The sequence below is a fragment of the Comamonas faecalis genome (assembly GCF_039538025.1).
Taxonomy (GTDB): domain Bacteria; phylum Pseudomonadota; class Gammaproteobacteria; order Burkholderiales; family Burkholderiaceae_C; genus Comamonas_C; species Comamonas_C faecalis.
This window is the reverse complement of sequence record NZ_BAABBP010000037.1, coordinates 1-13,510: the sequence shown is the minus strand read 5'-3', so window position 1 is coordinate 13,510 and position 13,510 is coordinate 1. Positions and strand designations below refer to the sequence as shown.

General features: G+C 70.0%; 14 protein-coding genes. 4 read left to right on the top strand and 10 right to left on the bottom strand.

Annotation, left to right across the window (positions count from 1 at the left end):
- Positions 1 to 52 precede the first annotated feature (52 nt).
- The 7 genes from ispC to rpsB form a co-directional block, all read right to left on the bottom strand.
- Positions 53 to 1,231: a 1-deoxy-D-xylulose-5-phosphate reductoisomerase gene (gene ispC, locus ABD767_RS15425; RefSeq protein WP_103045667.1), complete on the bottom strand. Its 1,179-nt coding sequence runs from the start codon at positions 1,229 to 1,231 to the stop codon at positions 53 to 55.
- An 83-nt stretch (positions 1,232 to 1,314) separates the two neighbouring features.
- Positions 1,315 to 2,172, bottom strand: a complete 858-nt coding sequence (locus ABD767_RS15420; RefSeq protein WP_103045668.1) for a phosphatidate cytidylyltransferase — start codon at positions 2,170 to 2,172, stop codon at positions 1,315 to 1,317.
- Between the two features lie 18 nt (positions 2,173 to 2,190).
- Positions 2,191 to 2,931, bottom strand: coding sequence for a polyprenyl diphosphate synthase (gene uppS / locus ABD767_RS15415; RefSeq protein WP_103045669.1), 741 nt, complete (start codon positions 2,929 to 2,931; stop codon positions 2,191 to 2,193).
- A gap of 49 nt (positions 2,932 to 2,980) precedes the next feature.
- Positions 2,981 to 3,541 carry a ribosome recycling factor gene (gene frr, locus ABD767_RS15410; protein ID WP_103045670.1) on the bottom strand — a complete coding sequence of 187 codons (561 nt, stop codon included), beginning with the start codon at positions 3,539 to 3,541 and terminating at the stop codon, positions 2,981 to 2,983.
- A gap of 42 nt (positions 3,542 to 3,583) precedes the next feature.
- Positions 3,584 to 4,306, bottom strand: coding sequence for a UMP kinase (gene pyrH, locus ABD767_RS15405; protein WP_103045671.1), 723 nt, complete (start codon positions 4,304 to 4,306; stop codon positions 3,584 to 3,586).
- Positions 4,307 to 4,381: 75 nt separating this feature from the next.
- Positions 4,382 to 5,278: a translation elongation factor Ts gene (tsf, locus tag ABD767_RS15400; protein WP_103045672.1), complete on the bottom strand. Its 897-nt coding sequence runs from the start codon at positions 5,276 to 5,278 to the stop codon at positions 4,382 to 4,384.
- An 87-nt stretch (positions 5,279 to 5,365) separates the two neighbouring features.
- Entirely contained in the window at positions 5,366 to 6,118 is a 753-nt protein-coding gene (gene rpsB, locus ABD767_RS15395; protein WP_103045678.1) for a 30S ribosomal protein S2, read from the bottom strand.
- A 249-nt stretch (positions 6,119 to 6,367) separates the two neighbouring features.
- Between rpsB and ABD767_RS15390 the strand changes: the two genes are divergently transcribed.
- The 4 genes from ABD767_RS15390 (at position 6,368) to ABD767_RS15375 (ending at position 10,821) form a co-directional block, all read left to right on the top strand.
- The gene (locus ABD767_RS15390; protein ID WP_103045673.1) at positions 6,368 to 7,603 is read left to right on the top strand and encodes an FAD-dependent oxidoreductase; all 1,236 of its coding nucleotides are present in this window, start codon (positions 6,368 to 6,370) and stop codon (positions 7,601 to 7,603) included.
- 48 nt (positions 7,604 to 7,651) lie between these two features.
- Positions 7,652 to 9,190: an NAD(P)H-hydrate dehydratase gene (locus ABD767_RS15385; protein ID WP_103045674.1), complete on the top strand. Its 1,539-nt coding sequence runs from the start codon at positions 7,652 to 7,654 to the stop codon at positions 9,188 to 9,190.
- A 97-nt stretch (positions 9,191 to 9,287) separates the two neighbouring features.
- Complete coding sequence (wrbA, locus tag ABD767_RS15380) at positions 9,288 to 9,965, top strand: NAD(P)H:quinone oxidoreductase type IV (protein WP_344869907.1); 678 nt, start codon at positions 9,288 to 9,290, stop codon at positions 9,963 to 9,965.
- 22 nt (positions 9,966 to 9,987) lie between these two features.
- Positions 9,988 to 10,821: an isocitrate lyase/phosphoenolpyruvate mutase family protein gene (locus ABD767_RS15375; protein WP_103045675.1), complete on the top strand. Its 834-nt coding sequence runs from the start codon at positions 9,988 to 9,990 to the stop codon at positions 10,819 to 10,821.
- Here the strand turns inward: ABD767_RS15375 and ABD767_RS15370 are convergent.
- Genes ABD767_RS15370 through ABD767_RS15360 form a run of 3 tightly spaced genes read right to left on the bottom strand, consistent with a single transcriptional unit; the run spans position 10,802 to position 13,329 of the window.
- A complete protein-coding gene (locus ABD767_RS15370; RefSeq protein WP_103045676.1) occupies positions 10,802 to 11,518 on the bottom strand; it encodes a hypothetical protein in 717 nt (238 codons plus the stop codon). The genes ABD767_RS15375 and ABD767_RS15370 overlap by 20 nt on opposite strands.
- Positions 11,515 to 12,504: an MlaD family protein gene (locus ABD767_RS15365; protein WP_103045677.1), complete on the bottom strand. Its 990-nt coding sequence runs from the start codon at positions 12,502 to 12,504 to the stop codon at positions 11,515 to 11,517. Before ABD767_RS15365 ends, ABD767_RS15370 begins: the two co-directional genes overlap by 4 nt.
- Before the next feature lie 12 nt (positions 12,505 to 12,516).
- Complete coding sequence (locus ABD767_RS15360; protein ID WP_103045680.1) at positions 12,517 to 13,329, bottom strand: ABC transporter permease; 813 nt, start codon at positions 13,327 to 13,329, stop codon at positions 12,517 to 12,519.
- Positions 13,330 to 13,510: the final 181 nt, after the last annotated feature.

Genomic DNA, 13,510 nt, shown 5'->3' with positions numbered 1-13,510 from the left:
GCTGGGTTCTGCCGCATATACCCGTGTTGCCTGTCAAGCTCGACGCCAAGGATCAGTGCTGCAGCGCCTGCACGTACTCGCCCGCCACCGCGCGGGTGCGTGCGTCCAGCGCCAGCAGCGCGTCGACGCTGTCGGGCTGGTCGGGCTGCACGCGTTCGAGCATCGCCAGGTTCAGCGCGTGGATCTGGTCGAAGCGGATGCGGCCGCCGAGAAACGCGGCGACGGCCACCTCGTTGGCGGCGTTGAGCACCGCCGTCGTTCCCGGCGCGGCGGCCAGCGCCTGCCACGACAGGTGCAGGCCGGGAAAGCGCCGCGCGTCGGCCTCCTCGAAGGTCAGCGCCGCCAGCTGCGTGAAATCCAGCGGCGCGGCGCCGCTGGCGATGCGCTCGGGCCAGGCCAGGCCGCAGGCAATCGGAACGCGCATGTCGGGCGTGCCCAGCTGGGCAATGATGGACGCGTCGTTGAACTGCACCATCGAGTGGATGATCTGCTGCGGATGGATCACCACCTTGATTTGCGCGGGCGTGAGGTCGAACAGCCAGCGCGCCTCGATCACCTCCAGCGCCTTGTTCATCATGGTTGCCGAGTCGACCGAGATCTTGCGCCCCATCGAGAAATTGGGATGGGCGCAGGCCTCGCCGGCGGTGACATCGCTGAGCGTCGCCGGGTCGCGCGTGCGAAACGGCCCGCCCGAGGCGGTGAGCAGCACGTGGTCGACGCGCTGGGCCCAGGTGGCAGGGTCTTCGGGCAGGCTCTGGAAGATGGCCGAGTGCTCGCTGTCGATGGGCAGCAGCGTCGCGCCACCCTCGCGCACCGCGCGCATGAAGACCGCGCCGCCGACGACCAGCGCCTCCTTGTTGGCCAGCAGCAGCCGCTTGCCCGCGCGCGCCGCAGCAAGGCAGGGCGCCAGGCCCGCGGCGCCGACGATGGCGCCCATGACCGCGTCGACCTCGGGGTGCGCGGCAATCGCCTGCAGCGCGTCGGGCTGCTGCAGCACCTCGGTCTTCAGCCCCTGGGCCTTGATCTTGTCGGCCAGCTGCGCCGCATGCGCGCTGCTGGCCATCACCGCGTAGCGCGGATTGAAGCGCGCGCACTGCGCCAGCAGCATGTCGACCTGCGTGGCCGCGCTGAGCGCAAAAATCTCGTAGCTGTCCGGGTGGCGCGCCACCACGTCCAGCGTATTGGTGCCAATCGATCCGGTCGATCCGAGTACGGTCAGGCGTTGGGTCATCAAGATGTCTCTCTCTGCAGCAACACGGCCGCGCCCCACCCGGGCCGGCCACTGCGCCGCGAATGCAGCCAATACACAGCCAATCAGGTGGAGGCGGCCTGCTGGGCCAGCATCATCGCCAGCGGCAAGGTAGGCAGCAGCGCATCGATGCGGTCGAGCACGCCGCCGTGGCCGGGCAGCAGGCCGCTGCTGTCCTTCATGCCGGCGCTGCGCTTGACCAGCGACTCGGCCAGGTCGCCGACGACGCTGAGCGCCGTCAGAAACAGCGCGCCCAGCACCAGCAGCCAGGTGCCGCGCTGCGCGAGCAAGGTGTACAGGCTGGGGCTGTGCGCCTGGGTGGCCGCGTCCAGCGCGCTCCAGCCAAAGGCCAGCACCAGCACGCCCAGCATGCCGCCCCACACGCCCTCCCAGCTCTTGCCCGGGCTGATTGCCGGCGCCAGCTTGCGCGCCACCAGGCGCTGGCCGAAGCTGCGCCCGGCAAAGTAGGCACCGATGTCGGCCATCCACACCAGGCACAGCACCGACAGCAGGAAATTGATGCCCGCGATGCGCGCCTGCACCAGTGCCAGCCAGGCCAGACACAGCAGGGCAATACCGACGATCAGGCGCAGCGTGCGCGGCACGCGCGGCCAGCCGGCCACGCCCAGGCGCAGCAGCAGCGCGCCGCCCAGCACCCAGACCAGCGCAGCGGCGCTCCACAGCCAGGGCAGGCGCTGCTCCAGCCAGCCCGCCTGCCAGGCCAGCAGGCACAACAGTGGGCACAGCGCGCCCAGCAGCAGCGACGCCGCACCGCCCAGGCCATTGAGCCGACCCCACTCCCAGCCACCGGCACCCATCATCACCAGGCCGAGCACTGCCAGCGGAACGAACGACGGGTAGAACAACGCCGGCAGCACGATGGCCAGCAGCACGATGGCGGTGATGATGCGTTGCTTGAGCACGGGCCGCGCCTCCTTTGTTCAGGCAGCGCCTGCGCTGTGCGTCACCTGCGCAGAGGTGCGGCCAAAGCGGCGCTCGCGCGCGCCGTAGTCGGCCAGCGCCGCGTCGAGCGCAGCTTCATCGAAGTCGGGCCACAGCAGGTCGCTGAAGTACAGCTCGCTGTACGCGGTCTGCCACAGCAGAAAATTGCTGATGCGCATCTCGCCTCCGGTGCGGATCAACAGGTCGGGGTCGGCCACGTGGGCCAGTGCAAGCGCGCCGCCCAGCGTCTCTTCGGTGATCGGCTCGCCACGCGCAGCCAGCTGCGCCGCCGCCTGGGCAATGTCCCAGCGCCCGCCGTAGTTGAAGCAGACGTTGAGCGTAAGGCGCTGGTTGGCCGCGGTGGCCTGCTCGGCTTCGTGCAGGCCGGCGCGCACCTTGTCAGACAGTGCCGCCTTGTCGCCGACGAAGTGCAGGCGCACGCCGTCGCGCTGCAGCTGCGGCACCTCGCGCACCAGCGCCTTGGCCATCAGCTCCATCAGGCCCGAGACCTCGTCCTGCGGGCGGCGCCAGTTCTCCGACGAGAAGGCAAACACGGTGAGCACGGCCACGCCGCGGTCGGCGCAGGCACGCACGCAGCGGCGCAGCGACTCCACGCCCTGGCGGTGGCCGGCCAGGCGCGGCAGCAGGCGCCGCTGTGCCCAGCGGCCGTTGCCGTCCATCACGATGGCGAGGTGGCCCGGCAAGGCGTCGGCCTGGTGTTTTGCAAACAATTGCGTCATGCGCTGCAGGTGCGGGCAGTGCAGCGGCGCTGCACGCCCGCCCGGGCCGTCAGATGGCCAGGATGTCCTGTTCCTTCTCGGCCACCAGGGTGTCGATCTCGCCGATGCGCTTGTCGGTCATCTTCTGCACGTCGGCCTCGGAGCGCTTCTGGTCGTCCTCCGACGCCTGCTTGTCCTTGACCAGCTTCTTGACCGCGTCGTTGGCGTCGCGGCGCAGGTTGCGCACGGCCACCTTGGCACCCTCGCCCTCGCTGCGCACCAGCTTGGTCATCTCCTTGCGGCGCTCCTCGCTCATCGGTGGCACGGGTACGCGCAGCAGGTCGCCCATGGAGGCCGGGTTCAGGCCCAGGTCGCTCTCGCGGATCGCCTTCTCGACCTTGGCGCCCATGTTCTTCTCCCAGGGCTGCACGCTGAGCGTGCGCGAGTCCAGAAGCGACACGTTGGCCACCTGCGACAGCGGCACCATGGAGCCGTAGTACTCGACATGGATCGTGTCCAGCATGCCGATGCTGGCGCGGCCGGTGCGGATCTTGGAGAGGTTGTTCTTGAACGCGGCGATGGAATGCTCCATCTTGGCGTCCATGGTTTTCTTGATTTCGTCAATGCTCATGGTCTCTACCTCGAACAGTGGTGATGTGGACGGCAAAAACGCTCAAGCGTACACCAAGGTGCCTTCGTCCTCGCCCATCACGACGCGCTTGAGCGCGCCTTCCTTGACGATGGAGAACACGCGGATCGGCAGCTTCTGGTCGCGGCACAGCGCAAACGCGGTCGCGTCCATGATGCCCAGGTTGCGCACCATGGCCTCGTCGAACGTCAGGCGGGTGTAGCGCGTGGCCGTCGGATCCTTCATCGGGTCGGCGGTGTACACGCCATCGACCTTGGTGGCCTTGAGCACCACCTCGGCGCCGATCTCGGCGCCGCGCAGCGCGGCGGCCGTGTCGGTGGTGAAGAAGGGGTTGCCGGTGCCGGCGGCAAACACCACCACCTTGCCCTCCTCCAGGTATTGCAGCGCCTTGGGGCGCACATAGGGCTCGACCACCTGCTCGATGCCGATGGCCGACATCACGCGTGCGGTCAGTCCCTGCTTGTCCATCGCGTCGGCCAGCGCCAGCGAGTTCATCACCGTGGCCAGCATGCCCATGTAGTCGGCGGTGGCGCGGTCCATGCCCTCGGCGCCGCCGGCGACGCCGCGAAAGATATTTCCCCCGCCGATCACCACCGCCACCTCCACGCCCAGGCGCGTGACCTCGGCCACCTCGGAGACCATGCGCACGATGGTCGCGCGGTTGATGCCGAAGGCATCGTCGCCCATCAGCGCCTCGCCCGACAGCTTGAGCAGAATGCGTTTGTGTGCGGGCTTGGCGGCGGTCATGGCGTGTTCTCCGTAAGGCGTGGCAAAAAATCAAAAGGCAGCGGGCGGGGCGGGCTTCTCAGCCCTTCCCCAGGCTCAGGCGCCGGTCTGGGCAGCAGCCACCTGGGCGGCCACTTCGGCGGCGAAGTCGTCGGCCTTCTTCTCGATGCCCTCGCCCACGACGTACAGCGTGAAGCCCTTGATCGTGGTGTTGGCAGCCTTGAGCATTTGCGCCACGGTCTGCTTGCCGTCGGCGGCCTTCACGAAGACTTGGTCGGCCAGCGAGACTTCCTTGAGGAATTTCTGCACCGAACCCTCGACCATCTTGGCGACGATGTCGGCCGGCTTGCCCGACTCGGCGGCCTTGGCAGTGGCGACCGAGCGCTCGCGCTCGATCAGCTCGGCGGACACGTCGGCGCCGGTCAGCGCCACGGGCTTCATTGCGGCCACGTGCATCGCCACGTCCTTGGCGGCGGTCGCGTCACCTTCGTATTCGACGACCACGCCGATGCGCGAGCCGTGCAGGTAGTGCGCCAGCGCGCTGCCTTCGAAGCGCTTGAAGCGGCGGAACGACATGTTCTCGCCGATCTTGCCGATCAGGCCCTTGCGCACGTCTTCCAGCGTCGGGCCGAAGCCGTCTTGGCTATAGGCCAGCGCGCCCAATGCGTCCAGGTCGGCCGGATTGTTTTCGGCCACCAGCTTGGCAGCTGCATTGGCCATGGCGATGAAGCTGTCGTTCTTGGAGACGAAGTCGGTCTCGCTGTTGACCTCGATCAGCGCGCCCAGGCTGTCCTCGATGCTGGCAGCGACCACGCCCTCGGCCGTCACGCGCGAGGCGGCCTTGCCGGCCTTGGTGCCCAGCTTGACGCGCAGCAGCTCCTCGGCCTTGGCCATGTCGCCGCCGGCCTCGGTCAGCGCCTTCTTGCATTCCATCATCGGGGCATCGGTCTTGGCGCGCAGCTCGGCGACCATGCTTGCGGTAATAGCAGCCATTGTGTTTCTCCTATCTCAATTCAATGCGTTACATACGAAATGGGGGCCCCATGAGCCCCCATTGGCGTGAGCGGCCCGTGCCGGGACTCAGGCGGCGGACTCGTCCACTTCGACGAATTCGTCGTCGCCGCCTTCGGAGATGGCCTTGACCACCTCGTTCACCGCGTTCTCGCGGCCATCGATGATCGCGTCGGCAATGCCGCGGGCGTACAGCGCCACGGCCTTGGCCGAGTCGTCGTTGCCGGGGATCACGTAGTCGATGCCGTCAGGGTTGTGGTTGGAGTCCACCACGCCGATCAGCGGAATGCCCAACTTCTTGGCCTCGGCCACGGCGATCTTGTGGTAGCCCACGTCGATCACGAAGATCGCGTCGGGCAGCGTGTTCATGTCCTGGATGCCGCCGATGTCGCGCTCGAGCTTGGCCAGCTCGCGGGTGAACATCAGCTGCTCTTTCTTGCTCATACTCTCCAGACCGGCTTCCTGCTGCGCCTTCATGTCTTTCAAGCGCTTGAGCGAGGTCTTCACGGTCTTGAAGTTGGTCAGCATGCCGCCCAGCCAGCGCTGGTCGACGTAGGGCGTGGCGGCGCGCTGGGCCTGCTCGGCCACCAGCTCGCGCGCCTGGCGCTTGGTGCCCACCATCAGGATGGTGCCGCGGTTGGCGGCCAGCTGGCGCACGAACTTCTGCGCCTCCTGGAACATCGGCAGCGTCTTTTCCAGGTTGATGATGTGAATCTTGTTGCGGGAGCCGAAGATATAGGGGGCCATCTTGGGGTCCCAGAAACGGGTCTGGTGGCCGAAGTGGACACCGGCTTCCAGCATTTCGCGCATGGTCACGGACATGATTTTCATTCCAAAGGTTGGGTCTAAAATCCGGCTCCAATCACCGCAACCACGGGTTGCAGCACCTAGGCAGAGCCGATTTGTGATTTGCTTGTGCCCAGCATCCATCCATCAGGAGTTAGATGGTCTGGCAGCATCTGACAAAGCCTGTGGATTCTAGCATGTTCCGTTTCGCGCCAGACCCGCCAGCCCACGGCGCACCGCTGCCGGCCCGCAGGTGCGCCGCCCACTGTTTCGCCCCCTATCTCCATGCACATTGCCATCGTGGGCGCCGGCATCGCCGGCGTCACCACCGCCTATGAACTGGCCCTGGATGGCCACCAGGTCAGCGTCTACGAGCAGCGCTCGGCCGCTGCCGAGGACGCAAGCTTCGGCAGCGCCGGGCTGCTGTCGCCCGCGCTGCTGGCGCCCTGGGCCGCGCCCGCGGCCGACCCGGCGCAGCAGCACGGGCGGCGCAACGCCCGGCTGCGCCTGGCGCCCGGCGCCGGCATCGCGGGCCGGCTGTGGCGTTGGCAATACGGACGCGCCGCGCGCCAGCCGGACGCGGCCGCGCGCCTCGCCGCGCTGCACCGGCTGGGCCAGTACAGCCTGGCGCGCACCCGCGCCATCATCGACGGGCTTGAACTGCAATGCGACAGCGCCTACGGCACCCTGGTGCTTCTGCGCCAGCGCTCGGATCTGTCCAGCCTGGCGCCCGCGCTGCAAGCGCTGCAGGACGCGGGCCTGCAACTGCGCGAGGTGGACGCCGACACCGCGCGCCAGATCGAGCCCGGCCTGGCCGCCGACGTGCCGCTGGCCGGCGCGCTGCACGTGAGCGACGGCCAGGCCGCCAACTGCCGCGTATTCGCCCAGCAGCTGCGCCAGGCGGCGCAGGAGCGCGGCGTGCAGTTTTTCTTCAACACGGGCGTGGAGCGCATCCAGCTGCAGCCCGCCGGCGTACAGCTGGTGGGCGGCGAGCTGCGCGCGGCGGACGCCGTCGTCGTGTGCGCCGGCATGGGCGCGCAGCCGCTGCTGCGCCCGCTGGGCCTGCGCCTGCCTCTGGTGCCCGTCTACGGCTACACGGTCAGCGCACCGGTGCGCGAGGACTGCCACGCCCCGCAGGGCAGCGTGATCGATCCGCGCCACCGCATCGCCATGGTGCGCCAGGGCCAGCGCGTGCGCATCAGCGGAGGCGGCGAAATCGGCCGCACCCACGGCGCGCACCACGAGGCCACCCTGCAGCAGCTGTACCTGACCGTATCGGGCTGGTTCCCCGGCGGCGTGCAGACCTCGTCGCACCAGGTGCAGATCTGGCGCGGCCCGCGCCCGACGATGGTCGACGGCATGCCGCGCATCGGCGCCACCGCCCTGCCCGGCCTGTGGCTCAACCTGGGCCACGGCGCCAGCGGCTGGGCCCAGGCCTGCGCCAGCGCCTGCCTGCTGGCCGACCTGGTGGCCGGCCGCAGCCCCGAGATCGATCCCACCCCCTTCGCTCCAGCGCGCTGACACGCCCGCGCACCCAGGCGTAGCACCGGCGCACTGCACAATGCGCCGATGCACCGCATCACCGCCGACCGACCCCACCCGCTGCACGACTGCGCCGCCACCCGCGCGCTGGAAAACCAGGCCCAGCGGAGCCTGCCCGCGCACGCACTGATGCAGCGCGCCGCCCACGCATGCGCGCGCCTGGCACGGGCGCTGGCGCCGCATGCGCAGCGCATGTGGCTTGCCTGCGGCGGCGGCAACAACGGCGGCGACGGCCTGCTGGCCGCGGCGCTGCTGCACCAGGCGGGGCTGGACGTGACGGTCACCTGGCTGGGCACACCCGAGACCAGCCCGCCTGACGCGCTGCACTCCTGGCACGCCGCGCAGGATGCCGGCGTGTGCTTTGCCGACGCGCCGCCACCGCTGGGCACGCAAGACCTGTGCGTCGACGCGCTGCTGGGCATAGGCCTGCGCACCGGCAGCACGCACAGCCCCGACGCCCGACTGCTGGACTGCCTGCACGCGCTGCACGCAAGCCACGCAACGCTGCTCAACGTGGATCTGCCCTCGGGCCTGGTCGCCGACACCGGCCACTACGCCCCGGGCTTCGAGGCACTGGCCGCCACCGACCCCACCACCGCCGGCACGCACCAGCAGCGGCGCCACACGCTGGCGCTGCTGACGCTCAAGAGCGGCCTGTTCACTGCCCATGGGCGCGACGCGGCGGGCGGCGTCTGGTACGACGACCTGGGCGTGGACGCCGCCACCCATCCGCCCCAGGCCTGGCTGGCCGGCGCGCCCGCGCCCTCCGCGCGCGCCCACGCCAGCCACAAGGGCAGCTTTGGCGACGTGGCCGTCATTGGCGGCGAAGGCCTGGCCGCATGCGGCATGGGCATGACCGGCGCCGCCGTGCTGGCCGCCAGCGCCGCGCTGCACGCCGGCGCCGGCCGCGTCATGGTGGCGCTGCTGGACGGCGGCGCCACCGCCGCCCTGCCCCAACAGCCCGCGCTGATGCTGCGCCGCTTCGACGCGCTGGAGCTGGCGCACGCCACCGTGGTCTGCGGCTGCGGCGGCGGCGCGGCCGTCGCCACGGTGCTGGCGCAGGTGCTGCAGCAGGCGGGCCGCCTGGTGCTGGACGCCGACGCGCTGAACACCATCGCCGCCGACACGGCGCTGCGCGCGCAGCTGGCCGCGCGCAGCAGCCGAGCCGGCTGCGCCACCGCGCTCACGCCCCACCCGCTCGAAGCTGCGCGCCTGCTGGGCACGAGCAGCGCCGCCGTGCAGGCCGACCGCCTGAGTGCTGCCAACCAACTTGCGCAGCAGCTGGGCTGCGCCGTCGTGCTCAAGGGCTCGGGCAGCGTCGTTGCCGCGCCGGGACGGCTGGCGCACATCAACCCCACGGGCAACGCCCGGCTGGCCAGCGCCGGCACCGGCGACGTGCTGGCCGGCCTGCTGGGCGCGCGCCTGGCCGCCCAGCCCCGCGCCGACCTGGACGGCGCCTTTGCCGCCGCCAGCGCCGCCTGCTGGCAGCACGGCGCGCTGGCCGACGCCTGGCCCGCCCACCAGGCCCTGACGGCCGACCGGCTGGCACAAGCCATCACGCCCTGAGCAAGACGCCCACGCAACCGGCGCACGGGCCGCACAGCCCATCGGCGCCTGCCAACGCACAACACCACCGCTGCAAGCGTGAAAGCACTGGCATACCATGACCGGGCTGCAACCATGCACCACGGGCGAGCCGCAGCAGCGCCGCGACGGCGCACGCCTGCCCGCACCCTTGAAGGAGTTCTCCATGAGCGTTCGACTGGCCGTTGTCTATTACTCCACCTATGGCACCAACCACCAGATGGCCGAAATCGCCGCGCAGGCCGCGCAGGACGCCGGCGCCGAGGTGCGCCTGCTGAAGACGCGCGAAACCGCGCCCGCCGAGGTCGTCGCCGGGCAGGAGCACTGGAAGGCCCACGCGGAAAAAACCCACCACATCCCCACGGCCACCGCTCAGGACATGGAATGGGCCAACGCCTACCTGTTCAGCGCGCCCACGCGCTTTGGCGGCATGGCCAGCCAGATGCGCGCCTTCATCGACACGCTGGGCGGCGTCTGGTCGCAAGGCAAGCTGGCCAACAAGGCCATCTCGGCCATGTCGTCGGCGCAGAACACCCACGGCGGGCAGGAGTCGACGATTTTGTCGTTCTATTACACGGCGATGCACTGGGGCAGCATCATCGTCGCGCCGGGCTTTACCGACCCGGCCATCTTCAAGACCGGCGGCAACCCCTACGGCTACAGCCACACCCAGGGCGCGCCGTTCGACGACGCGGCACACGCCAGCATCGCCCACCAGGCCCGGCGCCTGGTCGCCTTCGCCGCCAGGCTGGACTGACTCCATCGCACAGGAGAGCGTCATGACCACCGCACCCAGCACCGAACAGATCCGCCAGCGGCGCGCCGCGTTTCGCCGGCTGCACGACAGCGGCTGCTTTGTGATCCCCAACCCCTGGGACGCGGGGTCGGCGCGCTACCTGGCAAGCCTTGGGTTTGCCGCGCTGGCCTCGACCAGCTCGGGCTTCGCCTGGTCGCGCGGGCAACGCGACGGCGCCGTGGCGCTGCCCGTGGTGCTGGACTATTTGCGCACGCTGGTGGCCACCACCGATCTGCCGGTCAACGCCGACTTCGAGCACGGCTTTGCCGACGACGCGCTGGGCGTGGCGCGCAACGTCGCGCTGGCCATCGCCACGGGCGTGGCCGGCATCTCCATCGAAGACTCCACCGGCAACCCCGCCGCGCCGCAGTTCGCGCTGGATGAGGCGGTGGAGCGCATGCGCGCGGCGCGCGCGGCCATCGACGCCAGCGGAGAAGACGTGATGCTGATCGGCCGCGCCGAGAATTTCTTCGTCGGCAATCCCGATCTGGCCGACACCATCGAGCGCCTGTGCGCCTACGCCGAAGCCGGCGCCGACTGCCTGTACGCGCCGGCGCTGCACACCGCAGAGCAGATCCGCGCCGTGGTGCAGGCAGTTGCGCCCAAGCCGGTCAACGTGCTGGTCGGCGGCGCCAGCGCCTTCACCCAGGCCGAGCTGGCCGCGCTGGGAGTGCGCCGCATCAGCGTCGGCGGCGGCATGGCGCGCGCCGCCTGGGGCGCGCTGGACCGCGCGGCACGGCGGCTGGCCGAGGAAGGCCGTTTTGACGGCTTTGAAGGCGCCATGCCGGGGCGCGACCTCAATCAGCTCTTTGGCTGACGCCCGGTGCAGCAGCCGGCCGGCCCTGGCCGCCCAGCACCTGCAGCCGTCGTTCGAGCCGCGCGGCGCGCGCGCTGTCACCCTGCTGGCGCGCACGCAGCACATCGGCCTGCAGCCAGCCGCGCAGCGCGCCTTCCCAGCCCTGCCCGGACGCGGTCTCCAGCGCCAGCGCCCAGGTGCCGTCGTGCGCCCGGCCGCTGCGCACGGCCACGCCGGCGGCCACCAGACGCGCCAGCGCGTCCTCTATATCGGCCATCCCGGCCGCGTCACGCAGCGCCTGCTGCTGCGCCGCAGGCAACAGCGCGCGCTGCGCGCCGGTGAGCGGCCATCCCGCCAGATAGTCGGCATAGGCACGCTCGGCGGGTGCCGCGTCCTGGCGCAGCGCATCAAACGCAGTGCAGGGCGCAAAGTCCAGGCTGGCCGCCTGCACGGCGCAGCGCAGCAGCTCGACGCGCGCGAGCAGCGCGGGCGCGGCGGTGCGCGCCACCTCGGCACGCGCTCGGCGCCACTGCAGCGCGGCCACGCGGGCATTGCCCCGCAGCTGGACCTGGGTGGCGCGCTCGGCCGCGTCCAGCGCGCCCAGTTTCCAGTCGGGCGTGGGCGGCGTGCTGGCGCAGCCCGCCAGCAGGGCGGCGGCCAGAGCGGCGGGCAGCGCCCAGCAGCGCCTGGCATGGTGGATGAACGGGTCGCAGGTCATGGCAGTTTCAGCTCCGCATCGCCGCGCGCAAAAGGCCATTTGCGCTGCAGCTCGCTCACCATGGCGTCGACCTTGAGCAGGCTGGCCTCCACCTCGGCGCGCAACGCGTCCAGGTCGGTCGTCGCGCCGCGCACGTTCGAGCCCACCGCCTGCGCCTCGGCCAGCACCGCGTCGACCCGCTGCAGGCTGGCGCGCGCGTCGGTCAGCAGCGCCTGCGACTGCAGCACGGCGGCGCGCAGCGCGGCCACCAGGCCGGCGTCGCCGTTGCTGCCACCGAGCACTTGGCGGTCGGCACGCTGCACCAGGGTGTCAAGGCGCTGCACCAGGGCTTCGCTGCGTTCGAGCAGCACCAGCACCTTGCGCGCGTCGGCGTCGTTGCCCATCAGCACGCCAAGCGCGCCTTGCGGGCCATTGATGCGCTCGCCCAGCTGCTGCACCCGGGCCAGGGTCTGGTTGACCGGCGCGTCGGTGGCCGTCATTTTTTGCAGGTTGTCCAGTAGCTCGCGTGCACTGGCCATGAGCTGGGGAATCTCGGCCGCCGTGTCGCCGCTGAGCACGGGCCGCACGGCGCCGGCGGGCAGCGGCGGGTCGTCCAGCACGCCGCTATAGGCCTTGATGGCCGTGCCGCCCACCAGGCCGCGCACCAGCGTGAAGACGCTGCTCTCGCGCAGCCAGTGCGCGTCGCGCTCGGCCACGTCGACGAGGATGCGCACATTGCCGTCCTGCGCCAGCTCGGTGCGGCGCACTCGGCCGATGGGAAAGCCCGAGAAGGTCACGTCCATGCCGACGCTCACGCCCTCGGAGTCCTCGGCAAGCAGCACCAGCGGCTGGGTGGGCTCGAACACGCCACGCGCATACAGCAGGTACGACACTGCCCCCAGAACCAGGGCCAGCGTCAGCAACAGCAGCGCTGCGGCCTTCAGGCGCAAATGCCGTATGGGCGGCAAGAGGTCTTCGTGTTGCGGCAAGGGCTGCTCAATGGTCATGTGGCAAGAATTTCAGTAGTAATTTCCAAGCAGCGAGAACAGCTCGATCAGCAGCAGCACGGCAAACAGGCGCGCCAGACCGCCCTGGCTGGCGGCATCGTGCCGGCCTGGCTGCGGATCGGCATGCGACGCATGCAGGCTGGCGGCCATGGGAACCAGCGCCACCGTCAGGCTGAACAGCAGGGTCTTGAGCGCGAAGACCAGCGTAATCGAAGGCGTGAACACCTGGCCGAACATGCGCGTATAGGCCGAAAAACCGGCGGTATTGAACCCATACACACCAAGATAGGCCATCAACAGCGCCACCACGCAGGACAGTGCCGCCAGCGTGATACTGGCATAGGCGCCACCCAGCACGCGCGGCAGAAATTCCATGCGCAGCGGATCGCCCCCCCGCGCGCGCAGCGCCTGCAGCGCGCCCGAGCGGCGCAACTGTGCCAGCCGCGCAGCGCCGGGAATGACGGTGCGCATCGCCACGAACAACGCCGCAGTCAGCGGAATCAGCTCCAGCACCAGCACGCGCACCACCATCTCCAGCGCGTAGCGCGTCAGGCCATAGCTGTGCGCGGTGACGACCACGATGTGGGTGACGACCAGGCTGAGCAGCGCCGCCAGTGCCGTGAAGCCGGCAAGAACGGGCACGGTGTCGAGGTAAATCTGCAGCGCCAGGCGCTTGCGCGCGCGGCGCCGATAGCTCGACGGGGAGCACAGCAATACCAGCACCACGGCGCCCAGGCCGACGACATTCCCCCAGGCCAGCGCCCAGCGCCGCACCAACGCCCACAGGCGCTGCGGCAGCAAGGCGGGAGGCAGACCGTCGATCATGCGGCGATCATAGGAAATTTGCCGCATCAAGCATCAAACACTGCACTAGGGCCTGTTAAGGAAATCCTGCAAAACCTCCCCGTCTGTCTGGTAGGTGTCAGCCACCGCTGGCATTCTCCTCATCCATGAAGCAAACCAACCTCGCCCTGAACCTGAGCACGCGCAAGACGCGCAAGCAAGT